The sequence below is a fragment of the Acinetobacter guillouiae genome, assembly GCF_002370525.2.
Classification (GTDB): Bacteria; Pseudomonadota; Gammaproteobacteria; order Pseudomonadales; family Moraxellaceae; genus Acinetobacter; species Acinetobacter guillouiae.
Map to the genome: position 1 here is coordinate 3,287,707 of NZ_AP014630.1, position 23,087 is coordinate 3,310,793.

Annotated in this window: 24 protein-coding genes and 1 tRNA gene; 13 read left to right on the plus strand and 12 right to left on the minus strand. The window is 38.0% G+C overall.

Annotation, left to right across the window (positions count from 1 at the left end):
• The first annotated feature begins 58 nt into the window (after positions 1-58).
• Together AS4_RS15375 and AS4_RS15380 are read left to right on the plus strand one after the other, a co-directional pair.
• Positions 59-541, plus strand: coding sequence for an FKBP-type peptidyl-prolyl cis-trans isomerase (locus AS4_RS15375; protein ID WP_004717066.1), 483 nt, complete (start codon positions 59-61; stop codon positions 539-541).
• 109 nt (positions 542-650) lie between these two features.
• Positions 651-2,087, plus strand: a complete 1,437-nt coding sequence (locus AS4_RS15380; RefSeq protein ID WP_096734751.1) for a cryptochrome/photolyase family protein — start codon at positions 651-653, stop codon at positions 2,085-2,087.
• Between the two features lie 32 nt (positions 2,088-2,119).
• Here the strand turns inward: AS4_RS15380 and AS4_RS15385 are convergent, their stop codons facing one another.
• On the minus strand, positions 2,120-2,599 hold the full coding sequence (locus AS4_RS15385) for a hypothetical protein (RefSeq protein ID WP_096734752.1): 480 nt from the start codon (positions 2,597-2,599) through the stop codon (positions 2,120-2,122).
• Between the two features lie 246 nt (positions 2,600-2,845).
• Between AS4_RS15385 and AS4_RS15390 the strand changes: the two genes are divergently transcribed.
• A tRNA-Asn gene (locus AS4_RS15390) sits at positions 2,846-2,921 on the plus strand.
• A gap of 90 nt (positions 2,922-3,011) precedes the next feature.
• Here the strand turns inward: AS4_RS15390 and AS4_RS15395 are convergent.
• Positions 3,012-3,929, minus strand: a complete 918-nt coding sequence (locus AS4_RS15395; protein WP_096734753.1) for a LysR family transcriptional regulator — start codon at positions 3,927-3,929, stop codon at positions 3,012-3,014.
• A 71-nt stretch (positions 3,930-4,000) separates the two neighbouring features.
• On the opposite strand from AS4_RS15395, the gene AS4_RS15400 reads away from it, so the two are divergent.
• The 3 genes from AS4_RS15400 (at position 4,001) to AS4_RS15410 (ending at position 6,180) form a co-directional block, all read left to right on the plus strand.
• Positions 4,001-4,540 carry a RidA family protein gene (locus AS4_RS15400; protein WP_227548088.1) on the plus strand — a complete coding sequence of 180 codons (540 nt, stop codon included), beginning with the start codon at positions 4,001-4,003 and terminating at the stop codon, positions 4,538-4,540.
• Between the two features lie 120 nt (positions 4,541-4,660).
• Positions 4,661-5,194 carry a hypothetical protein gene (locus tag AS4_RS15405; protein WP_227548089.1) on the plus strand — a complete coding sequence of 178 codons (534 nt, stop codon included), beginning with the start codon at positions 4,661-4,663 and terminating at the stop codon, positions 5,192-5,194.
• Positions 5,191-6,180 carry an aldo/keto reductase gene (locus AS4_RS15410; protein ID WP_096734754.1) on the plus strand — a complete coding sequence of 330 codons (990 nt, stop codon included), beginning with the start codon at positions 5,191-5,193 and terminating at the stop codon, positions 6,178-6,180. The genes AS4_RS15405 and AS4_RS15410 overlap by 4 nt, the downstream gene beginning before the upstream one ends.
• 99 nt (positions 6,181-6,279) lie before the next feature.
• Here the strand turns inward: AS4_RS15410 and miaE are convergent, their stop codons facing one another.
• The 9 genes from miaE to lepA all read right to left on the minus strand — a co-directional run bounded on the left by miaE (position 6,280) and on the right by lepA (position 13,735).
• The gene (gene miaE / locus AS4_RS15415) at positions 6,280-6,924 is read right to left on the minus strand and encodes a tRNA-(ms[2]io[6]A)-hydroxylase (RefSeq protein WP_034616324.1); all 645 of its coding nucleotides are present in this window, start codon (positions 6,922-6,924) and stop codon (positions 6,280-6,282) included.
• Positions 6,925-6,958: 34 nt separating this feature from the next.
• Positions 6,959-7,684 (minus strand): pyridoxine 5'-phosphate synthase, encoded by a 726-nt coding sequence (pdxJ, locus tag AS4_RS15420; protein ID WP_096734755.1) that lies wholly within the window; start codon positions 7,682-7,684, stop codon positions 6,959-6,961.
• A gap of 31 nt (positions 7,685-7,715) precedes the next feature.
• A complete protein-coding gene (recO, locus tag AS4_RS15425) occupies positions 7,716-8,435 on the minus strand; it encodes a DNA repair protein RecO (RefSeq protein WP_004717082.1) in 720 nt (239 codons plus the stop codon).
• An 11-nt stretch (positions 8,436-8,446) separates the two neighbouring features.
• A complete protein-coding gene (locus AS4_RS15430; protein WP_004717085.1) occupies positions 8,447-8,638 on the minus strand; it encodes an NF038104 family lipoprotein in 192 nt (63 codons plus the stop codon).
• Between the two features lie 20 nt (positions 8,639-8,658).
• On the minus strand, positions 8,659-9,687 hold the full coding sequence (gene era / locus AS4_RS15435) for a GTPase Era (RefSeq protein ID WP_004823128.1): 1,029 nt from the start codon (positions 9,685-9,687) through the stop codon (positions 8,659-8,661).
• Between the two features lie 5 nt (positions 9,688-9,692).
• Positions 9,693-10,385, minus strand: coding sequence for a ribonuclease III (gene rnc / locus AS4_RS15440; RefSeq protein WP_004717088.1), 693 nt, complete (start codon positions 10,383-10,385; stop codon positions 9,693-9,695).
• Positions 10,357-10,731, minus strand: coding sequence for a DUF4845 domain-containing protein (locus AS4_RS15445; protein ID WP_004717090.1), 375 nt, complete (start codon positions 10,729-10,731; stop codon positions 10,357-10,359). The genes rnc and AS4_RS15445 overlap by 29 nt, the downstream gene beginning before the upstream one ends.
• Positions 10,732-11,041: 310 nt before the next feature.
• Positions 11,042-11,896 (minus strand): signal peptidase I, encoded by an 855-nt coding sequence (gene lepB / locus AS4_RS15450; protein ID WP_004823131.1) that lies wholly within the window; start codon positions 11,894-11,896, stop codon positions 11,042-11,044.
• A gap of 21 nt (positions 11,897-11,917) precedes the next feature.
• Positions 11,918-13,735: a translation elongation factor 4 gene (lepA, locus tag AS4_RS15455; RefSeq protein WP_004717093.1), complete on the minus strand. Its 1,818-nt coding sequence runs from the start codon at positions 13,733-13,735 to the stop codon at positions 11,918-11,920.
• 688 nt (positions 13,736-14,423) lie between these two features.
• On the opposite strand from lepA, the gene AS4_RS15460 reads away from it, so the two are divergent.
• The 5 genes from AS4_RS15460 (at position 14,424) to AS4_RS15480 (ending at position 18,505) form a co-directional block, all read left to right on the plus strand.
• Positions 14,424-15,332, plus strand: a complete 909-nt coding sequence (locus AS4_RS15460; protein ID WP_264757322.1) for a sigma-70 family RNA polymerase sigma factor — start codon at positions 14,424-14,426, stop codon at positions 15,330-15,332.
• An 87-nt stretch (positions 15,333-15,419) separates the two neighbouring features.
• Positions 15,420-15,920: a hypothetical protein gene (locus AS4_RS15465; protein ID WP_096734757.1), complete on the plus strand. Its 501-nt coding sequence runs from the start codon at positions 15,420-15,422 to the stop codon at positions 15,918-15,920.
• A gap of 471 nt (positions 15,921-16,391) precedes the next feature.
• Entirely contained in the window at positions 16,392-17,141 is a 750-nt protein-coding gene (locus tag AS4_RS15470; RefSeq protein ID WP_096734758.1) for an SDR family NAD(P)-dependent oxidoreductase, read from the plus strand.
• 110 nt (positions 17,142-17,251) lie between these two features.
• Complete coding sequence (locus AS4_RS15475; RefSeq protein ID WP_096734759.1) at positions 17,252-17,941, plus strand: glutathione binding-like protein; 690 nt, start codon at positions 17,252-17,254, stop codon at positions 17,939-17,941.
• A 123-nt stretch (positions 17,942-18,064) separates the two neighbouring features.
• A complete protein-coding gene (locus AS4_RS15480) occupies positions 18,065-18,505 on the plus strand; it encodes a hypothetical protein (RefSeq protein WP_096734760.1) in 441 nt (146 codons plus the stop codon).
• Positions 18,506-18,955: 450 nt separating this feature from the next.
• On the opposite strand, the gene def is transcribed toward AS4_RS15480, so the two are convergent.
• Positions 18,956-19,447 carry a peptide deformylase gene (gene def / locus AS4_RS15490; RefSeq protein WP_096734761.1) on the minus strand — a complete coding sequence of 164 codons (492 nt, stop codon included), beginning with the start codon at positions 19,445-19,447 and terminating at the stop codon, positions 18,956-18,958.
• Between the two features lie 423 nt (positions 19,448-19,870).
• Between def and AS4_RS15495 the strand changes: the two genes are divergently transcribed.
• Together AS4_RS15495 and AS4_RS15500 are read left to right on the plus strand one after the other, a co-directional pair.
• Positions 19,871-21,937 (plus strand): alpha/beta hydrolase, encoded by a 2,067-nt coding sequence (locus AS4_RS15495; protein ID WP_096734762.1) that lies wholly within the window; start codon positions 19,871-19,873, stop codon positions 21,935-21,937.
• 419 nt (positions 21,938-22,356) lie between these two features.
• A complete protein-coding gene (locus AS4_RS15500; RefSeq protein ID WP_096734763.1) occupies positions 22,357-23,079 on the plus strand; it encodes a YggS family pyridoxal phosphate-dependent enzyme in 723 nt (240 codons plus the stop codon).
• Positions 23,080-23,087 lie beyond the last annotated feature (8 nt).

Here is a 23,087-nt window from a genome sequence, read left to right on the forward strand (position 1 = left end):
TTGCTTTTCACTTTATGATGTAGCCTTAAAATTATCGATTACCGAATGGATCAATAACATGACTGCTATTGCAAATAACAACGTGGTTTCTTTCCACTATACGCTGACTAACGCTGAGGGTGAAACTCTCGATAAATCACAAGGTGAACCACTTGCATATTTACATGGCGCAGGTAACATCATTCCTGGTTTAGAAAAAGCTTTAGAAGGTAAAACTGTAGGTGACAAATTTACAGTCACTATCCCAGCTGCTGAAGGTTATGGCGAATACAACCCTGACCTCGTTCAAGAAGTTCCTGCTCAAATGTTCCAAGGTGTTGAGAACATTGAAGCTGGTATGCAGTTCCAAGCTCAAACTGATGATGGTGTTCAAATCGTTACTGTTAAAGCAATCGAAGGTGACAACATCATCGTTGATGCTAACTTCCCATTAGCTGGCCAAGATCTTACTTTTGAAGTTGAAATCGCAGAAGTTCGTGATGCTTCTCCAGAAGAATTAGAGCACGGTCATGTACACGGTGCAGGTGGTCATCACCACTAAGATCTGCTTGATCTGATCGAAAAGGCAAAGTTTTTACTTTGCCTTTTTTATGCGTATTGGTTTAAATTGATAAAAACCTAGTGTGAATGAATCCATTCCTATCAATCCTATGCAAAAACAACTTCTTTGGTTCCGTCAAGACTTACGTATTCAAGACCATACTGCCCTATGGCATGCAGCGCAAAGCGGCCCTGTAATTGCACTGGTGATTCTCTCACCTGAACAATGGCGGATGCATGACGATGCACCGATTAAGCTTGATTTCTATTTACGTCAAATTCAAGCCATTCAACAAGAACTTGCTTCTATTCAAATTCCGCTGATTATCCGCACTGTTCCCTTATGGGAAAACATTGCAGCAGAGATCGATCAACTCTGTCAAAAACTGGACATTGAAAATGTACACGCCAATATTGAGTGCGGTGTCAATGAATTAAATCGAGATTTCCAAGTTCAAACACAACTGAATCAAAGTAACCGTGATTTGGTTTTATATCATGATCGCACTCTGTTCCCTGTCGGTTCAATTCGCAATAAATCCAATCAACCCTATCAAGTCTTCGGCGCATTTAAAAAATACTGCTATGAACAACTGAGTATTTCGATCCCGCAATGCTTCCCTATCCCAGAGACTCAAGCCTTAAATGATGCAATAGATGTGGGCGAGTTGAATAACAATAGCCTGCCGACTTTGGCCGAGCTTGGTTTTATATTCAATCCGAATCAGATCAACAAGCAGTGGCAAATTGGCGAACAATATGCCTTGAATGTCTTGGATGATTTTATTGAAAACAAAGTCCGTCATTATCAACTCGAGCGTGATTTCCCCCAAATTGAAGCCACCAGCCAGCTCTCAGCCTATTTAAATATAGGCATCCTTTCAATTCGACAGTGTTTCAATGCCCTCTTTCGAGCACAATTCGGACATTTTTCTATTGATCATGTTGGTCAACAAACATGGCTCGATGAGCTACTTTGGCGTGAGTTTTATCAGCATATCCTGTTTGATTTCCCGCGTGTGTCAAAGCACTTGCCCTTTAAAATGCCAACACAGCAGCTACAATGGCGCGATGCCCCAAATGATTTAAGCGCTTGGCAAACAGGTCAGACAGGGATTCCTATCGTCGATGCAGGTATGCGCCAGTTACTTCACACAGGCTGGATGCATAATCGGATCCGTATGGTTGTCGCCATGTTTCTCACCAAGAACCTATTGATTGATTGGCGTTTAGGTGAGCAATGGTTTATGCAACATCTTATTGATGGGGATTTGGCTGCCAATAACGGAGGATGGCAATGGTGTGCATCCACAGGAACTGATTCCGTACCTTATTTCCGTATTTTTAACCCTATCAGCCAATCGCAGAAATTCGATGCACAAGGTGACTACATTCGACAGTGGGTTCCAGAACTTGCACATTTAGACGCAAAAACCATTCATGAACCTTATGCAAAAAATCCCAATATTGAGCTCAATTATCCAAAGCCAATTGTGGATTTAAAACAAAGTCGTATTCGAGCAATTGAAGCTTTTAAGCAGATTTAAAATCTCACTTAAAAGCGTTCTCAATGGTTTGATTAAATCGCGTGTTGAATCAATTTAAACGGATTTTGAGGATGGTTTTTTGGGCGTTCAATCGATTCAAAATAGCAGTAATATTTAAAGATGCGATCCAAAGAAACATAAAGCACTTTTTGTTCTGAAACTGACCAGATTTGCGCATGGTTAGAACCTGATAAGGTACTTCCACTCAATTGAAACAGATAAAAATCTTGTGTCCGTTGAACTGGTTTTTGAGTAGCTTGCGTGTTTGAACTTGATGAAACCTGACTGGATGAATTTAATAATCGACACGGTGTATTAATGAGCCATTTTTCACTAAACCAAAGTTGTAACAGATCGCCCAAATACAGTTTTTTTTCAGTAAATGGCCAAACATCTAAATAGGCTTGTTCAACTTGGATAAAATATTGTTCAGAATCTTGCAGGATTGAAAGATAATTTTCTTGATAGAATGAGAAGTTTTCAAAAATTTGAGAAATAGTAAGCGTATTCATTCGCTGTCTCCTGTTTAGCCATTTAGTGCTGGCAAGTTGGTTTTAAATCCACACTGTTTAAGTCAAACTTAAACACTCTTTATGGTTTTAATCTAACAAGACCGTTTCACTATTGCAACTGTCAGAATCAATTTTTTTAAATTATCTATAGATTGCTCAAATAAAAACCATACAGTGTACAAATGAAGAAAAGATGACAGGAAAGGCTTGACCCATAAAGATATATCCTTATAATCGCATTCAGATTCTCCAATAGCTCAGTCGGTAGAGCGACGGACTGTTAATCCGCAGGTCCCTGGTTCGAGCCCAGGTTGGAGAGCCAAATTCTAAAAGCCCACTCATTGAAGTGGGCTTTTTTTATTTCAGGACTAGACACAGCATGTGACAAATAGACAAGAATACCCATTCACTTTTATAAGTTAGTATCATTCCATGTTTGTTGCTGGAAAAATTCAGCTAACTCTTCAATAAAAACGCGTACACGAGCAGGCATGACTTTTTGCGCCTGCCATACAGCATAAACGTCTCGAATCGGTAATTGCCAATCAGGAAGTACCCGTTTTAATCTGCCTGAATTCAAGGCATCTTCACATTGAGTCAGTGGAACATAACTTAATCCTAGTCCCTGCTCTGCTAGATTTACACATAAACTGATTTCATTCACTTTCAAACGATAGGACTGAATTTTAAAGGTATGACTGTGTTGATGTTGCCTAAGTTCAAGTTGTTCTAAGGGAGATGCCAATAACCAGTCTTGTTGATCTAAATCTTGTGGTGTCTGAATGAGATGCCGATCTAAATAATCTGGTGATGCCACAATACAGGTTTGAATGCTCCCCAAGCGCTTTTGAATATAGGCACTATTGGCCATTTTACCTACACGTAAGGCGAGATCGGCACCTCGCACCATTAAATCATCTAAAGCATTGTCCAGTTGTAATTCGAGTTCAATTTCTGGATATCTTTGTAGAAAAGTATTCCAAAACTGTTTTAACGGAAATATGGCTAGATTCATTGGTGCTAGAATTTTGATTTGACCTTTAACCTGTGTAGTTTCTTCTTTTATTTCATGGGTATTTTGCAGTAGCGCCCGAACTAAGGGCTGACAGCGATCGTAGTAACGCTGGCCTTCCTGAGTCAATTTCAAACCTCGGCTGTTTCTGTGTAATAGCTTACACCCCAAACTCTCTTCTAATTTTTGCAAGCGACGTGTCAGTGTAGCAGCAGGTACATTCTGTTGTTGCGCAGCCCGATTAAAACTTCCCGCCCCAACAATTGCGATAAATAAACTCAGATCATCCAACATTTCATTTTTGGAATTTAAAACCATCAATAATGACTATTCTATAAAAAATGAAATTTAAGCACAATCTCTCTAGTGTTTTTTCATAGGCTCAAAATATGTCATCTCAATTTTACATATTCGCTATTTTATTGGGTCTGTTCTTTAACAGTCCTCTCACACATGCACAAAATAAAAATTCATCTGAGGTCACCATGCAGCAGCAGCACGCATCAGCACCAAATACCTTATTACGCCCTATCAACCCAACATACGCCACAATTCCCAATGTTTCACAAGCAATCGTTGTAGAACAGGGGCAACCGATGTACTTATCTGGGCATGTCCCTATCACAGAAAATGGCGATATCTTACAAGCCGGTCTTGAACAACAACTGTTCTTGGTTTTTCAAAATATTGAAAAAACATTACATCAAGCGAATGTGAGTACTCAACAACTGGTCAAACTAACCATTTATGTCCGTAATTTACAACCTGATCAGCTTACAATAATTCGTAAAGTTCGCGATCAATTTATTCATTCTGAATTACCACCAGCAAGTAGCCTGATTGGTGTTGCACAATTATTTCATCCAGATGTTTTGGTTGAAGTCGAAGCTATTGCCGTGATCCCCTCAAATAAAAATTCAACTTTTTAGGGCGTCAATCATATGAAATATGCATTCATTCTCAGTAGTACACTACTGATCACATCATGTTCTGCAAATGATCCAGCAGCAATAATCACAACAACGCAGGTTAATAATATGACTTAATTTTTGTCTGAATTTTTACCTTCGCATTATCAAAAAGTGTATCAACAAGATGTGCTGAGCGACCAACAGCATGTGCAATTGGTCCGCTATCAGAAATTACCATTACTCAAACTGAATGGCGAAAATTTCAGTTATTTATCGGATCAAACAGGCGCTTTAAAAGGATTTTCATATTTAGATGAAAGCCTTCTCAACGGTCATTTACCCACAAAAGCGCAAGCGCAAAAAATCAGTGATGACTTTTTACAGCACTATGCACCAGACTTACTGCAACATCGAGAGATTCATTGGATCGATCAGCATGATGAAAACGTGCACATCAATGGAAAAACACAAAAGATTGCGGGCATAAAAGTCAAAATGTGCAACTTAAATGATGGTCGCTGGTTTTGGGTCATTATTGGTAAAAATCAACGGCCCATTATTTTTGAAAGAGATATTGTCTGGGTCAGTTTTCCTGGCCACCGCAAAACTGAAAAATGGTTACATGATTCATGGGCTAAAGATCACCTCATCACTAAAGGTCAATCAAAATGAAAAAATTAAGTCAAACACATCTTAAAATTTCACCAATGGGTTTAGGCTGTATGGGAATGAGTGAGTTTTATGGTCAAACTAATGATCAAAACTCATTACAGATTTTGGAACAAGCATTTCATGCAGGTATTAATTTTTTTGATACTGCGGATACTTATGGTCATGGACACAATGAACAGTTATTGGGGCAATTTATTGCACACTATCGAACTGAACGAGAGGCAATGGTGATTGCAACCAAATTCGGTATTGTCCGTGCTGAAAATCACTATAAACGCCGTATTGATAATACGCCAGATTATATCCGTAGCGCCTGTGAAGCTTCGTTAAAACGCTTAGGTATTGAACAAATTGATTTATATTATTGTCATCGGAGACAACCTGAAATCCCAATTGAAGATGTTACAGCTACGCTTGCAGATTTAGTTCAAGAAGGCAAAATCAAAAGTTTTGGCTTTTCTGAAATCTCAGCGCAATCCTTAGAAAAAGCCTGTGCTATTGCGCCTGTTACAGCAGTCCAAAGTGAATATTCCCTCTGGTCACGTGAACCTGAACAAAGCTTATTAAACACTTGTCAGCAACTGAATGTTGAATTTGTTGCTTATAGTCCATTAGGACGTGCATTTCTCACAGCAGATTTAAATCCAGAAACTATGCCTGAGAATGATTTCAGAAAAAACTTACCCAGATTACAGGGTGAAGCCTTTCAGTCAAACCAGCTATTACTGAAAAAATTTAGCGACTTATGTCAGTCATGGCAACACAGCAATGCACAAATTGCCTTAGCTTGGTTACTGCGCAAACATGCTCATGTCACGCCAATTTTTGGGACACGACATTCAAAATATTTACAGGATAACCTTACAGCCAATCAGATTAATCTCACGACTGAACAAATTCTGCAACTTGATCAACTTTTTGCACCTGATCAAATACAAGGTGAACGTTATCCAGATGCAGGCTGGACAGGTATCGAAACTGCCTAAAGCAACAGTTCCATCTGGTTTTTCTTAAACAGCCCAACGAAATAGACCAAAGCAATGCTTTGGTCTATTTTTAAATTCAGCTTTTAATCAGGCAAGCAGTTAAACTGGCACACCGCTATGGAAACGAAAAGTCTTATCAGGCGTTAAAATCAAATCCTTCTCTACTTCACGAATCAATTCGATGCGTTGCTGAATATCCTCTTCTGGATCTTTTAATTTAGCAGTTTTAGCAACATCTAAAGCCAAAGCTAAATAGTCCTCATAGTGACGAGATTCAGATTTTAGCAAGTAACGGTAATAACGACCCAACTCATCATCTACCAATGGCGCTAAGGCATAAAATCGCTCACAAGAACGTGCTTCAACAAACGCACCAATCACCAAAACATCAATCAACGCTTCTGGTTCATAAGTACGAATTTCCTTACGCAAACCACCTGCGTAACGACCTGCACTCAGCCCTTTCCATTCTTGACCACGTTTGCTCATAAACTCTAACACTTGTTCATAATGCAACATTTCTTCACGCACAAGTTGCGCTAATTTGATCTGCAAATCGGTAAAAAAACTGTAGCGAAACATCAAGTTCATTGCTGTTCCAGCCGCTTTCTTTTCACAATTTGCATGATCCTGCATGAGCAATGGGAGATTGTTCAATGCCTCATCCAACCATGCTTTTGGCGTTTCACAGCCTAAAAAAGCAATCACAGGTTGCATAAGCTCATCATAATTCATATTCGACATGATCAATATTCAACAACGTAAATCAAAAATTAAATTAACCAGCTGCATGAAGTGCGGCCTTCATGTCCTTTACTGCTCGTTCCAATCCAACAAATACACTTTCGGCAATAATCGAATGTCCAATATTGAGTTCATGAATCTGAGGAATTGCAGCAATTGCAGCCACATTGTCCAAATTCAAACCATGACCAGCATTAACGACCAAACCTTTAGATGCGGCGTACTCAGTACCTTTAATAATTCTTTCGAGTTCAATCTGTTGAGCTTCAGCAGTTTTAGCGTCTGCATAAGCACCCGTATGTAATTCAATAGTGGGTGCACCACAAGCAATTGCAGCATCGATTTGTGCAAAATCAGCATCAATAAACAAAGATACATCACAACCAATTGCAGTTAATGCCTGAGTCGCAGCTTTAACATCTTCAAAATGCCCAAGCACGTCTAAACCACCTTCTGTGGTGATTTCTTGACGTTTCTCTGGCACAAAACACACATGATGTGGTTGAATTTCTTTTGCAAATGCAACCATTTCATCAGTTACAGCGATTTCCAAGTTCATTCTTGTCGTCAATACAGGTCGCATACGGCGCACATCATCATCTTGAATATGACGACGATCTTCACGTAAGTGTAAAGTAATGCCTTCCGCCCCTGCTTGTTCGCAAATTAATGCAGCTTTCACAGGATCAGGATAAGTTGTTCCACGTGCTTGTCTGAGGGTTGCAACATGGTCAATGTTTACACCTAGCAATGCAGCCATAACATTCTCCTAATTAACCAATAAATTAAAATTAACGGCTCAACGTTTTAGATTGAGCATTTTGAACCCAAAGCTGACGACTTTTTAATGGTCGATCACCTAAAAGTGAAGTAATCATTTGTCGATAGAGTTTAGCCAATAATTGTAACTGCTCTGGGCTAAAATCCCTACCCTTTTCATAATTTGCCATGCTTAGAATTTGTTGGCCCAGCAACGTCCCAGACGAGGTATATGACACTGGTGTAAAGCCTTCGGCCAATTGAAATTGATAACGTTGGGTCAGCATAATCTCTTGTTGATTTGAATCATGCCCATAATCCAGCGGATAACCCAGCTCTTCTAACAGTGCGTGTTCAAACTGGCGTAAAATTTGTCGAAGAAATAAATCAGCTTGTGGATGTTCAGCCAATTTTTGTAAATGTTGTAAAGTTAAATGGTATTGCTGAAATGTTTCAGACATCATTTCTTCAAGCGGACATAAACGAAGCAGCAGTTCATTTAAATAAAAGCCTGAAAAGAAAGCATCCCCATAAAAAAAAATCGGTTGATTGAGTATTTCGAGTTTTGAAAAGTTTTTAAGCTCGGATTTTCCCGATGCTTGTAAAGTAATCGGTTGATATTGTGGTGGTGGGGTTTGTCTAAGAATACCGTCGACACGACCATGCTCTTGTGTAAATAAGTGCACAATATGACTACGTTCTCTGTATTTTCGATGATGGATTAAATAACCATGCAAGATTTCATTACGCATCTAGCTTGAACTTAATCATCCTTTTGTTTTTTCTTATCATCGTCATCATCCCCGTCAGGAATAACAGCGCCTACAACCGCAGCAGTGCCTTTAACCACGCCTTTTGTGGTTTTATAAGCAACTTTGACGGGAACTGTCACAATTTTAGTGATACAGCCTTGTAACATGATTATGCAAGCAAGAATTGCTATAACTCGAATCATTTCAGTTCCCAAAAAGTCAATTAAATATCGCTGTAGCCTAAACTTTTTAAAGCACGTTCGTCATCAGACCAACCACCTTTAACTTTCACCCAAAGTGTTAGCATGATTTTTTGCTCAAACATTTTTTCCATGTCGACACGAGCATCCATACCAATTTTCTTCAGCTTAGCACCTTTTTCACCGATCACGATGGCTTTTTGCCCAGGGCGATCAACAAAAATTGTGGCATCAATATAAGTACATGCAGCTTTAGGACGACCCGTTTTTTCATTCACTGTCGCTTCTTCTGTTTTAAATGATTCAATTTGAACCGTTAAATCATAAGGCAGCTCTTCGCCTAACTGACGCATAATTTTCTCACGAATGATTTCACTGGCAAGAAAACGTTCTGAACGGTCAGTTAACTGTTCTAAAGAATATAATGGTGGCTGGAATGGCAGATACTTTTCAATCGCTTCACGCAAATGATCCAAGTTTGCACCACGTAATGCTGAAACAGGAACAATTTCAGCAAAATTCATCAACTTCGCACGCTCTTGGATCAACGGTAAAATCATACGCTTATTTTCTAAGGTATCGATTTTATTGATAATCAAAACGACTGGCATTTCTGCATTTTGCAGTTTCTCTAAAACCAAGTCATCATTTGGTGTCCATTTCTGGGCATCTAAAACAAATAAAACCAAATTGACATCACGCAATGCAGAATGTGCAGCTTTGTTCATCATTTTATTGATCGCACGCACTTCTTTCTTGTGCATCCCCGGCGTATCAACAAATACAGCCTGAGACTTTTCACGACTATCAATACCAATGATTTTATGACGCGTCGTTTGTGGCTTACGTGAAGTAATTGACAACTTTTGACCCAATAAATGGTTCATCAATGTCGATTTACCCACGTTTGGACGTCCTACAATTGCAACAAATCCACTTCGATAATCCGAAGGGATTTCTGTACCTTGTGAGCTAAAAAATTGATTAATTAACTCATTACCGTTTTCAGACGGCTCGTGATCAGCATCATTGTGATCGGAATGTGTACTCATGCAGTTTACTGCTCCAATATCTTTAAAAAATCCGCCGCGACTGCTTGTTCTGCAAAACGGCGACTTGATCCCTCACCCATCATTTTAGGCAAGCCATCTACTGTACATTCTACTTTAAAATGCTGGTTAGGTGCATCACCCTGAATATCTACGACCTCATAAACTGGGAGATGCTTTTTACGAGCTTGTAGATATTCTTGTAAACGTGATTTCGGGTCTTTGAGTTGATCTGTCGGTTCGATATGATCTAAATAGGGTTCATACCATTTTAAAACAATCGATTCCAACAAAGGCAAATCTCGCGTTTCGGTATAAATCGCGCCAATAATTGCTTCAACTGTATCTGCTAATATTGACTCACGATGATGACCGCCTGATTTCAATTCACCTGTACTTAAAATTAAACTTTGACTTAACTTTAAATCATTGGCAATTTTACCCAATGCTTCTTGGCGTACCAAAGTTGCGCGCATACGCGTCAAACGTCCTTCATTTTCATGAGGATACGCATGATATAAGTAGTTTGCGATGATCATACCCAACAATGCATCACCTAAAAACTCAAGGCGCTCATAGTTGTATTTGTGACTCACCGAGCGATGAGTCAGCGCGAGTTGTAATAACTCGTATTGTTTAAACTGGTAACCGATTCTACTCTGTAAGCGAGGATCACTTACTTTCAACTGACCTTTGATCAAAACTCTTCTCGAAAGTGAGGACTAAATCTATATTCAGCATGAAATTTTTTCGTACTTCATATTTTTTAGTCACTTGTAAACCATCTTTAGTTGATACAGTCGCAATATCCTCAAGTTTAGTATCTCGGATATTGTTCATTTCTAACCGTTTATCAACTTCTGTTGCAAATTTCATTGGTGTGATTTCAGCAGAGCTATTCTTTATCTGCTCTACAATTTGATTATTAATCACACGATCATCCCAGTATAAAGGCCATACAGCAACTATGATTTTCAACATAAAAGCTAAAGCAATTATCCCCAGTAAAATTCCAATATATGAAGCGCCTTGTTGATTTTTACGCATTTTTTTTATCCAACAGCTCAGAATGAATAATCTTTAATCGCAATTGAAAATAATCATATAATTGAGTCAAATACACTGCTGCAGACCCACTGATCATTTTCAATTGTTATAAATTTTTTATCCACTGCAAACCCTGGTGTGATAAAAAACTTTACCGCGCTATTATCCTTGAAACTGCATCAAGTTGCTAGTTTAAATCATTTGTTCTATTTCATTTTTCTTATAAATCAAGACAACTTTATAGCTTTAACAGATAAAAATAAAGGTCAATAAAAATTGACCTTTATTTGATTTTCTAAACTGTAGCCGATTAGTTAATTGCGCCATTGCGACTAAATGAAGGCATTTTTAAACCAGGTTCCTTATGCATCCACACATAGATTGCATGACCAGTTAAGTTCTCTTCAGGTACAAAGCCCCAAAAACGACTGTCTGCACTTTGGTCACGGTTATCACCCATGGCAAAATAATGGCCTTTTGGAACAGTCACTTCCCAACTTTGACCATTTGATTTTACAAAGCGGTCATTTGCAGTTGCTACATAAGGTAGGTCTTGTTTTTTCTGTGCGTAATTAAATGCTGAAACCAAAGTATTTTGACCTTCCAGCAAACGAACTAAATGCTTATGTGTACCCATCGTTTCATAGTAGTAGATTGACTTAGGTGTATCTAAAATATCTTTTTCACGACTAAACTCAGTAGGTACTTGCTCAACATTTTTACCATTGATTGTAAGTTGACCATTATTGAATTCAAGATGGTCACCCGGTAAACCAATAATACGTTTGATATAACTAATTTTGGGATTTTCTGGATAACGGAAAACAGCAACATCACCACGTTGTGGCTCACCAATATCAATAATCTTGGTATTGGTGATTGGTAAACGAACACCATACTGGAACTTATTCACCAAAATATAATCACCTGTTTCTAAAGTCGGCACCATAGAATCAGAAGGAATATTAAACGGTTCAAATAAGAATGAACGCAACACCAAAACCACTGCTAGAACAGGCCAGAAATCATATGCCCATGAAATGATGACATTTTCATTCCCCTTACCTTTTGTTGCACGTTGTTTCAGTACAAACTTATCCAGTAACCATAGCCCAAAAAATATAAGCGTTGCAGGAACGAGAATTAAATTAAAATCAAAATCCATGAGCAATAAGACCTCTAGTTTTTATCTTTCTACTTTTAACACAGCAAGGAACGCTTCTTGTGGGATTTCAACACTACCCACTTGCTTCATGCGTTTCTTACCTTCTTTTTGTTTCGATAACAGTTTCTTCTTACGAGAAACGTCACCACCATAACATTTAGCCAATACGTTTTTACGCATCGCTTTAACTGTTGAACGTGCAATGATTTGTGCACCAATTGCAGCTTGAATCGCCACATCAAACATTTGACGCGGAATCAAGTCTTTCATCTTTTCAACTAAAGCAATACCACGGTGACGCGCATCATTACGATGACAAATCATTGCCAAAGCATCAACCTTATCACCATTAATTAACACATCGACCTTAACTAGAGATGAACTCTCAAAACGCACGAAATTGTAATCCAATGAAGCAAAGCCACGTGAGCAAGATTTCAATTTATCAAAGAAATCCATAACCACTTCTGCCATTGGAATTTCAAAGGTAATCGATACTTGGTTACCCAAGAATTTCATATCTTTTTGCACACCACGGCGCTCGATACATAGGGTCATGACATTACCCAAGTATTCTTGAGGCACTAAAATATGACATTCAGCAATCGGCTCGCGTAAATCTTCAACCGTTGAACCATCAGGCATTTTAGATGGGCTATCGATATAAATCGTTTCGCCATTTTTCATCAATGCTTCATAGATTACGGTAGGCGCAGAACTGATTAAGTCTAAATCATACTCACGCTCAAGACGTTCTTGTACAATTTCCATGTGTAGCATTCCCAAGAAGCCACAACGGAAACCAAAACCTAAAGCATCTGAGCTTTCAGGTTCAAAGAACAACGCAGAATCGTTAATTTGTAACTTATGTAGCGCTTCACGGAATGGTTCAAAATCACTGGCATCAATTGGGAATAAACCCGCATAAACCTGTGGTTTGACCTTTTTAAAACCCGGTAAAGTTGCAACATCAGGTGTGGTTGCCAAGGTAATCGTATCACCAACTGGTGCACCAAAAATGTCTTTGATCCCAGCAATGATAAAGCCAACTTCACCCGCTTCTAAAATACCTGTATCGGTATGTTTTGGATTAAAAATACCAACAGAAGTGATGATGTGCGATTGACCTGTTGATTTCATCAACATTTTATCGCCTTTACGCACACGACCTTGTTTGATACGAACAAGTGATACCACACCTAAATAGTTATCAAACCAAGAGTCAATAATTAAGGCTTGTAAAGGTGCGTCACGGTCACCTTGCGGTGCTGGAATAATGTCAACCAATGTCTCTAAAACAGACTCTACGCCTAGACCTGTTTTTGCCGAACATGTTGGTGCATGTGTTGCTTCAATACCGATAATTTCTTCGATTTCATGAATAACACGTTCAGGTTCTGCTTGTGGCAAATCGATTTTATTCAGGACAGGTAGTACTTCTAGACCCTGCTCAATTGCGGTATAGCAGTTTGCAACAGATTGCGCTTCAACCCCTTGTGCAGCATCAACAACCAACAACGCACCTTCACAAGCAGCAAGTGAGCGTGATACTTCATAAGAGAAATCCACATGCCCCGGTGTATCAATAAAGTTTAATTGATACTCTTGCCCATTTGGATGGGTATAGTACAAGGTTACAGAAGCCGCTTTAATGGTAATCCCACGTTCACGCTCAAGCTCCATAGAGTCTAAGACTTGAGCCTGCATTTCACGGTCTTGCAATCCACCACACATTTGAATGAAACGGTCTGCAAGTGTCGACTTGCCGTGGTCGATATGAGCGATAATCGAAAAATTACGTATATTGTTGATATTAACGGATTTCTTAGCTACTGCCATACACTACTCTAAAAATATGTACACAATCATGTACTCAATATCAAAAGTACTTATGACGTGCAAAAAATGAAATATCTTAATTGCTGCACAGTATAAGCAGAACAGGGTCAAAAATATAGTAATTACATATAAAAATAAGACCTGCTGTGTATTGTTTATCAACTGTGCCAATCCATGCTTTTAATCTGGTGACTCACAATAACAAGCAGAACCAAGCACTTTTTCTTGGTACTTATATATCCTGACACTTCTATTCTTAGCTAAATAGTGTTCCAGCATACTTTAGGATCGGACTCATAAAAAGTTTGAGCCAGACTATAAAAAAATAACTGATTAAATTTCATGATAAAAAAGAATGATTCAACAAAATATCAATAAAACACATAAAATAACTGAAGCAGCTTCAAACAAAATTAAAATTATTTACAACTTTTTGACTCTTTTTATATTCCTCAATCGTTTTAGTAATAGCTTATCTAAACAAAAACATTAACGTGGTGCTGTGCAGATAGAAATTAACCTTATTAGCGGATCTAAAGCACTTGATTCAAGCTCAATAGAAATCTTTGTTCAACAACAAATTACAGTGACCGCAAAATGACAAAGCAGTCAGGTCATTGATATGAATATTATCCTTTTAGGTTGCAACGGCCATACCGCTGTGACCATGATTGAATGGTGAGACAATTTGAATAAAGACCATGATCCTAAGCCTCACATGCAACAGGCCCAACTGATTACTCTGGCAGAACAGCTTCGTCCTGAACTGCATCGCTACTGTTCGCGACTGATGGGCTCTGTCATTGAAGGTGAAGATGTCGTTCAGGATACGCTTGCTCGGGCATTGCTTGTGATTGACAAAATACAAGATTTTCAAATGCTTCGAGCTTGGATATTCCGTGTAGCACATAACCGAGCACTTGACTTACTCCGAAGTCGAGTCATTCGAATAACAGAAGACATTGATATTGACCATGATATTGAAGATATAAATACCTCTGATCCGATGGAGATGCTGATGCGTGAGGAAACAATTAAAATGGCGGTTTCACGATTTATGCAACTCCCAGTACTTCAGCGCAGTGTCATCATTCTTAAAGATGTTCTTGACGAGCCTCTTGTAGACATTGCTACCCTACTGAATCTCTCAGTAGACTCAGTAAAAGCCCATCTTTCTCGTGGACGTGCTCGACTGCGCGAAATCAACACAACCACTGAGGAAGCACAAATTGCCCGACAAACATCTGATGCAGTAGCAAACTATGTAAAGCTATTTAACCTACGTGACTGGGATGGGCTAAAAGCATTACTTTCTGATGATGTCAAACTCAGTCAGTCTACTCATCCTATCCGTGTTGGCGCTGCCGATGTCTCCATGTTCTTTGGTGCCTACGCAAAAATTGACCACATCTGGCTGGTTCCTGCATGGCTTGGAGATCGCGAGGTCATTGCTGTCTTTGAAAACCGTATAGACCTCAAACCAAGTTATATCATGTGGCTGGAATGGCATGAAGGCAAGATAAGCTTTATTCGAGATTACCGCTATGTGCGATATGTTGCCGCTGATGCAGAGCTGAAATTAACCCCAAATAAATAAACCATTAGGCTCATCATCATACTCAAACCCATTCGCCATTGAACATATAGCTATTGTTGATGAGCCAAATGCCTTAAGGAGAATGCCATGAAAGCACAAGCAATCCGTATTCCAGATCTAGCACGTGAAGTATGTCCTTTAGAAAATATTGGCTATGAAGATGCTTTTAGCATTGATATTCCAACTCCCATGATGACTAAACATTACAGTGCTGAAAAATGGGCATATGAAATTTTTGCCAATGCCCCTCCAGCAATCAATCAGATTGTTAGTCAGTCATGGAATACATTGGGATTTAAATCTAAATCTGAATCACACTGGCAATCACTAGAATCAGCAACAATGATCAAGCAAGAAGATTTCATCATGATTGTTGTTCATTCAGATTCAGTTGATATTCAAATATGCATTGTTATCAACGTGATGGAATCTCAAGTGATCTTCTCGTCTTTCTTTAGCCAGGGGAATAAATGGTTATCAGGGCCCACTTTGAAAATGATGACAGTTCCACATCGCCTCATTGCACCATATTTACTTAATACTGCGGCTGAACGTATGAAATTAAAATCATTGATTTTTGTCGTTTAAAAAATAGTACATCTCAAAATTGAATGATGTCACTCATACAATCGCATGTGCATTTTTACAAATAAGCTCTCTATTGAGAGCTTTGTTTTGTTTGTCTATCTTGCTCAAATTTTTCCTCCCCCCTATTCTCTTCTAATCGATATTTGAACTTTTCCCTAGCATAATTAAGCATTACCAGCACATTCTCCTATCTATTCAACTGTAGACCATGATTTAAAGTTAATAAGTGCAAATTAGGAAACTTTATCTTGCCTAAAAATCACTTCAAACACCGTCCCATTGCATTGCCTAATCTTGCTGATCCATTAATCTACATCCACATGATCAACGACCAATCAACTGATATAAAAAGTCGAGTCGAAAGTACATCGCTAGATCAAATTAAAATAATTTATAAGCTTTTTTGACTCTTTTCCAAGGCTTCAATCGTTTTAGTAGTACATCACTTTATTAAACATTGGAGAAATCTTCATGAATCTGAAAGATAAAAAAGTTGTGGTCACTGGTGGTAGTCGTGGTCTCGGTTTAGGTCTAGTTGAAGCGCTGGTTGATCAAGGTGCAAAAGTAACTGTCGTTGCACGTAATGCCAAAGATCTTGATGCTGTCGCTGAACGGTTAGGGGTTTATACAATTTCTGCGGACATCACAGATGAAGCTGCGGCACATCGTATCATTGCAGAAATTCGTCCAGATGTCCTTGTGTTAAATGCTGGAGCAGCACCGCGAATGGGCCTTCTGGATGAATTAACTTGGGAAGAGTTTTCTATCAATTGGGAAACTGATGTCAAAGCAGCCTTTTTCTGGTTTCAAGCTGTATTAAAAACACCACTGAATCCAGGCAGCCGAGTTTTAGTGGGATCTAGTGGTGCCGCTGAGTCTGGTTCTCAGATGACAGGTGGCTACGCCAGTTCTAAACGTGCGCTTTGGTTCATGACCAAATATGCCAATTTGTTTTCGCAAGATAAAAATCTTGGTATTCAGTTTCAGGCCATCGTTCCTCGCATGATGATCCTTGGTACGGGCATTGGTGACTCAGCAGCAGGGGCTTATGCAGCTGCCATGGGAATTACACCTGAAGAATTTGTATCACGATTCGGATTACCAATGCCACCGAGAGCTTTTGGTGATTACGTGATTTCAATACTTAAAGAGCCTCAATTTGCTGAGAGTATGGTACTGGGACTCAATGGTAATGATGGTGTTACGGTTATTGATTTATAACAAACGCTAAAAGATCAGGGTTATACCGCCAACATTCAGTGAAGCTGTTATCTCTGATCATATTTTAAATAAGTTTATTCCCGCTCAAAACTTTATCAAGGCATCATCCTATGATCCACCTACATTACTGGCCAACGCCAAATGGCCATAAGATCACTATTTTTCTTGAGGAAGCAGGTCTTGCATATGATGTAACGCCTGTAAATATCGGTCGAGGGGATCAACTAAAATCAGCATTCCTTGCAATTTCACCCAATAACCGAATTCCAGCAATTATCGATGATAGCCCAGATGATGGTGGTGAGCCATTGAGTGTGTTTGAATCTGGCGCAATTCTTCAATACTTGGCTCAAAAGAGTGGTTTATTTCTATCCAATGAACCCAGAGCAAAAATCATGGCATTGGAATGGCTGTATTGGCAAGTCGGCGGACTTGGACCAATGTTGGGTCAAAACCAGCATTTCGCCAAGTATGCACCTGAAAAAATTCCTTATGCAATCGAACGCTATGTCAATGAAACCCGACGGCTTTATAAAGTGTTAAATACACATCTGGACGGACGTACTTTCATTACAGGTCAAGATTACTCAATTGCTGACATGGCAGCATATCCCTGGATTGTTCATCATGAAGAACATGGCATAAAGCTTGCCGATTTCCCACATCTTAAAGTCTGGTTTGAAACCATCCGTGAACGCCCTGCTATTCAGCGCGCATATAAAGTTGCCGAGAAGGTACCAGTGATGGATCCAACTCAGGATAGTTTGGCACACAAAATATTATTTGGTTTGACTCAATAAAGTCAGGTCGTAACGAAGTGAATTTGTTGCTGAACGATACATTTACTGTAGAGATTTATTTTTAGGACTTTAAAAAACTTATTTCTCTACTTGTCTTTATTTTAAACGATATTTTGAAAATTTATGCAAATCATAATCGAAGACTACAGCTATATTTTAGATCCAGAAAAGCTCCGATATTATAATGGAAACACATATATCTATAATGAATGGCTAATTGGTCCAAGACATAAAAAAAATTATCAAATCATTCATGATAAATTGATTATATTAATCAATGTCGTTCAATATACTCCATTGATTAATGCAACGATCCCTCAAATAGAAGTTTATGATCAGTTTTTAAGCCCAAAGTTAAATAAGCTACTTGATGCTTTAAAAAAGCTAGATATTGAATTGAGCACTCAACAAGATGAAATTATTTTATTACCAAGTGATTTACAAATAAATTTAGGTATGTTGAATGTAACAGCTAAAAAAGAATTTAGTAGAAGTATGCTGATTAATATACTGAATTCAGGAGCCGATTTTTTCTTGAAGAGAACTGGGCCTGTCCTCAATTAATCCATTTTGATTTATAATCACTGAGTTCATCATTGTAAAGTTTATAATTTCTTATATTCAATTCTTTTCATAAATCAAAAAACTCATTTTTTGATGAATATTCATTCTATAAAATTTCAGATTTTCTGAGCATGACCTGTGTATGAAATATTTTGACTAAAAGTCTTTTAGATTCTCTGTTTAAATATTATACAGGCATATTTCGTTCAACATTCGCTCTAATGATTGAACATACGCTGATGCAAATTCCTTCTAAAGGCAAACCACTGGAACTTGTCTTAAAAATCAGGTTGACTCTGCTTAAACTGTTGGAGAGAAGCCCGTACCTTATTTTATGTTGCTGCAAGTTATGCTGTATCAGAACCAACAACATCCAGAATTGTTCGTCAAAGTGAAGCTATAGACTAGAATCTTGTGATCATAAATACCACTGAAATTTCATCAATATATTTAAGTTCTCTCAAATAGTTCAATGCGGTTTGCAATATCAGGATAGAGAATTCCATTCAGGTGATCAATTTCATGTTGAATAATTCTTGCATGAAAACCTTCTGCTTCTCCTTCAAGATGCTCACCATATAATCCCTGTGCCTGATAGTGGATAAGATTAGGGCGTGAAATCCACCCTCTTTGACCAGGAACACTAAAACATCCCTCCCAGTCTTCTACCTCCCCTTCAGCGTAAGAAATCCGAGGGTTAATAAGCACTGTTGGAGGAATTGGATTTGCATCTGGTGCACGTTCACTTCCTGAAAATTCAAAAACTATAACCCGAAGTGGAATACCAACCTGTGGAGCAGCCAATCCGACACCACGTCCTTCTCGCATTGTTTCAAACATATTTTCAATAAGAATCTGAAGCTCTACGGTTCCAAATTCTTTCACGGGTTTAGCAATTTCCCGTAATAATGGTGCATCAGGTAAAAGAAATTCCAATATCATAACCGCATCTACTTTATTTTCTTGTGAATACTCAATATAACAATATATTTTAGATGAATGATAAATCTTAAAAAAAAATTACCAAAATATTCCCATACATATTGATAACTTTATTTTGATCATTGAGTAATAACTCATGATAAATAAGCAGTCTGTGAGTATTACTTAAGATATAAAGTTAGTTATTCACGGTAATATAGATATTTATAGCTTGTGAATTGGAGTTGTCATATCAAAATACTTTAGTTAAAGATACAATTTTATTTTGGGTTTTAGTCACCAACAATTATGCTATTTAGTTTAAACCAAATTTAATGCTCTTTTAGATGTATATTATCAATCGCTAAATTTGGTCACATCTTAATTTTTTGGCATTTTTTTTGCTTAGTAAAAATGACTATTTGATTAAGATATGAGCGTGAGATGAAAAAAAAATCCAAATTAATACTATTATCTATTACAGGTTTTCTTCTATTTGGTTGTGGTTCAGATAAGGATAATTATACTGGCCCTGTAGCGGGTTCAGCGCAAATAGTTGCTGAAAATAAAGAGAGTTCTTCACTTGATACCTCGACTAATTCGAATCCCTCATCTGGGGTTAAAGTGAATGGTATATTTGGAGATGATAAGCGCTTTATGGAGCGAGCGCCTGATGTTATTGGAGAGGCAAAATATATTTCTTCTCCCGCTATTGAATACAATTTTGGGAACTTAATTGTTAATGGAAAAGCCGATTGGCGTGATAGTGGCCAGCCTGTTCAGACTAAAGCAAGTGATGTGAGAATTGTACCTTTTCATGGATGGGTGCGATATCCACAGATGAATCTAAATAACAGTACAAAAAAGTTTCCGATCATTATTTTTCTACATGGACAGCATTCTACTCGTGATCCAAGCTATAAAGGATATGATTATCTGGCAAAAAATTTAGCAGAACAGGGATATGTTGTACTATCAATTGATGCCAATGATATCAATGGGACAGGTGGAGATCCATCCTCTCAGAGTCGTGGTCAGCTTGTTTTAGGTACTTTAGATAAACTGGAACAACTGGATCGTTTTGGCGGAGCAGGCTTATTAACCGAACTCAAAGGAAAACTAGATTTTAACAGTATTGGTATAATGGGACATTCACGTGGTGGGCAAGGCATATATCTAGCCATTAAGTTTAATACAGCACGTTTTGGTAATGATATAAATCTATTTAAACAAGCTTTGCTGAACAATCCTAATAATTTTAAAAATTTCCCAGATTTAATTGAAGAAGCAAAATCAGGCAATGAAAATAAGCTACTTGAATTAATGCTTGCAAAAAATATTAGCTTTTCAAAAACAACAGATTCGGTGAAACCCTATAACTTTAAAGCGGCTTTTGCTTTGGCACCTACGGATTTCGAAGAAATTAAAGGAATTACCAATGTACCCGTTGCAACACTATTACCATCTTGTGATGGAGATGTCTCTGACCTGCAAGGCGTAAATAATTATGATAATAATCGATTCAGTATGAAATATGATACTGCCCCAAAATTTCAGGTGCTTGTACGAGGAGCAAACCATAATTTCTACAACACGACATGGTTAAATGATGATTATTCCACCCAGGAAGCTGCGTATAGTGACTCATCATTTTGTAATGCAAACCGCCCAGATTCAGTGCGTTTAAATCCAGTTGATCAACGTAATATGGGGCAATTTATTATTAATAGCTTCATGCGTTATTTTGTTGGTGACGAAAATCAATTTAAATCTTATTGGAATGCTGTAGGCCAATTGCCACAATCAGCTTGCCCGAAAGGTGATGAAACTTGTGATGAAAGAGCAATTGTTACAATACAACAGAATGGTAGTAAATTAATTCAACGCTTTGAGGATGATAATGTTTTAACAACAAATTTGTTAGGTGGCTTGAATAAATTCTCTGGTTTCTTACAGAATGGCATTATTTCATGTAAATCTTATCTTGGTGGAAAGGACATCGATAAAAATCTGAAATGTTCTAATCCTATTATTCCAGAATTCTATAAGACAGCTTCAGCCTACACAGGTGGATTGGTTTCGTCTCCTGATCAACTACAATTGTCATGGGAGAAAGCCAATCCTGTATATAGTTTGCCATTAAATAATGTCTCAACTCAGGGCTATGATAGTTTGACCTTCCGAGTTGCGTTGCCTGTAGATGTAGGACAGGATGTTAATATCGAACTGACAGATTCAAATGGTAAAACATCTACAATAACTGCTAGCGATTTTAGTGATGCTCTTTACACAATTCCAAGAAAAAAAGTGAATGGAATTCCTCTTCTGAGTGCAGAAGGCGATGAGTTTTATAAAGGTAAAACTGCTGAAGCGTTAAATATGGTCAGTATCCCACTTAAAGCTTTTCAGGGAATTGATCCCTTGTTTTTAAATAAACTGACTTTCACTTTTCCTAAATCAAGTGGAACAGTTGTAATGAATGATATTCAACTACAGAAATTAAGGAATTGATACATATCATTAGACGATGAAATAATACAAGCCAATGTTAATCATTGGCTTTTTATATTTTCTCCTAAATTTTCATATACTTGCTATGAAAACATATTGCATTCCAATACAGTCATCAAAATGATTGATTTGAATACTCCCCACTTCAAATATTTTATATTTAAAATTTTTAGCGTTTTCTTGATGCTGTGTGATCACAAAATCTAGACATGTTTTACTGATTCTATTATTTGCATTCAGCCAATCCACTGCAGACGAGCAGCGCAATAATCCCTCTCATTTCAAGTACCTATCACTATTTTCCAAACCAGTTGCCAAAAATAGATTTAGCTTAGAGGCGTGTTCTTTAAACATTTGTTTATTGAGCAAGCTCATGATATTGTTCCATACAATAAATAGTTTTGTCATAGGTCAATATTATGCTCAACGAGATTATTTCAGAAAAGCTATGTGAAATTAAATTAACGATTGAGAAAGCCTGCCTCAAGGCGAACCGAGATCCTTCTGAAATCAGGCTATTACCTGTCAGTAAGACATTTCCAGCAGAACATGTTCGGGAAATTCACGCGCTAGGATATGACTGTGTAGGTGAGAATAAAGTTCTTGAGGCCAAGGGTAAATATGAGGAACTAAAACAACTTAGCAATTTAAAATGGGTGCTGATTGGGCATCTGCAGCGCAATAAAGTGAAATATGTAGCCCAATTTATCAGTGAATTCCATGCCTTAGATCGCATCGAACTTGCTTACAAACTGAATAGCGCCTTAGAGAAAGAAAAGCGGATTATGCCTGTCTTTGTCCAAGTCAATACATCACGCGAAAGCAGTAAATATGGCATTCAGCCTCTCGAGCTAGAACATTTCATAGAACAATGTCAGCCATTTACCTACATAAAAATCGTTGGATTGATGACTTTGGCAATACATAGCCATGTCCCTACTGAAGTCAGGCAGTGTTTTCAGCTTTTAAGAGCATTAAGAGATCAAATTTCAAAAAAATATCCAGAGATACAACGGCTTTCAATGGGCATGTCTGGAGATTTTGAACTTGCGATCGCTGAAGGTGCAACAGATATCAGGATTGGACAAGCAATTTTTGGCGCACGTTCCAAACCAGACAGTTATTACTGGCCGACTGAATAGAGCATCAC

Bases quoted from the DNA above. Each gene is read 5' to 3' on its own strand.
- def (WP_096734761.1), bottom strand. From the start codon at position 19,447: ATGATATTGGAATTTCTTTTACCTGATGCACCATTATTACGGGAAATT.
- lepB (WP_004823131.1), bottom strand. From the start codon at position 11,896: ATGGATTTTGATTTTAATTTAATTCTCGTTCCTGCAACGCTTATATTT.
- AS4_RS15495 (WP_096734762.1), top strand. From the start codon at position 19,871: ATGAAAAAAAAATCCAAATTAATACTATTATCTATTACAGGTTTTCTT.
- AS4_RS15475 (WP_096734759.1), top strand. From the start codon at position 17,252: ATGATCCACCTACATTACTGGCCAACGCCAAATGGCCATAAGATCACT.
- lepA (WP_004717093.1), bottom strand. From the start codon at position 13,735: ATGGCAGTAGCTAAGAAATCCGTTAATATCAACAATATACGTAATTTT.
- pdxJ (WP_096734755.1), bottom strand. From the start codon at position 7,684: ATGGCTGCATTGCTAGGTGTAAACATTGACCATGTTGCAACCCTCAGA.
- AS4_RS15385 (WP_096734752.1), bottom strand. From the start codon at position 2,599: ATGAATACGCTTACTATTTCTCAAATTTTTGAAAACTTCTCATTCTAT.
- AS4_RS15500 (WP_096734763.1), top strand. From the start codon at position 22,357: ATGCTCAACGAGATTATTTCAGAAAAGCTATGTGAAATTAAATTAACG.
- miaE (WP_034616324.1), bottom strand. From the start codon at position 6,924: ATGTCGAATATGAATTATGATGAGCTTATGCAACCTGTGATTGCTTTT.
- AS4_RS15480 (WP_096734760.1), top strand. From the start codon at position 18,065: ATGCAAATCATAATCGAAGACTACAGCTATATTTTAGATCCAGAAAAG.
- AS4_RS15470 (WP_096734758.1), top strand. From the start codon at position 16,392: ATGAATCTGAAAGATAAAAAAGTTGTGGTCACTGGTGGTAGTCGTGGT.
- AS4_RS15410 (WP_096734754.1), top strand. From the start codon at position 5,191: ATGAAAAAATTAAGTCAAACACATCTTAAAATTTCACCAATGGGTTTA.
- AS4_RS15465 (WP_096734757.1), top strand. From the start codon at position 15,420: ATGAAAGCACAAGCAATCCGTATTCCAGATCTAGCACGTGAAGTATGT.
- AS4_RS15380 (WP_096734751.1), top strand. From the start codon at position 651: ATGCAAAAACAACTTCTTTGGTTCCGTCAAGACTTACGTATTCAAGAC.
- AS4_RS15375 (WP_004717066.1), top strand. From the start codon at position 59: ATGACTGCTATTGCAAATAACAACGTGGTTTCTTTCCACTATACGCTG.
- AS4_RS15400 (WP_227548088.1), top strand. From the start codon at position 4,001: ATGTCATCTCAATTTTACATATTCGCTATTTTATTGGGTCTGTTCTTT.
- recO (WP_004717082.1), bottom strand. From the start codon at position 8,435: ATGCGTAATGAAATCTTGCATGGTTATTTAATCCATCATCGAAAATAC.
- era (WP_004823128.1), bottom strand. From the start codon at position 9,687: ATGAGTACACATTCCGATCACAATGATGCTGATCACGAGCCGTCTGAA.
- AS4_RS15430 (WP_004717085.1), bottom strand. From the start codon at position 8,638: ATGATTCGAGTTATAGCAATTCTTGCTTGCATAATCATGTTACAAGGC.
- AS4_RS15445 (WP_004717090.1), bottom strand. From the start codon at position 10,731: ATGCGTAAAAATCAACAAGGCGCTTCATATATTGGAATTTTACTGGGG.
- AS4_RS15395 (WP_096734753.1), bottom strand. From the start codon at position 3,929: ATGGTTTTAAATTCCAAAAATGAAATGTTGGATGATCTGAGTTTATTT.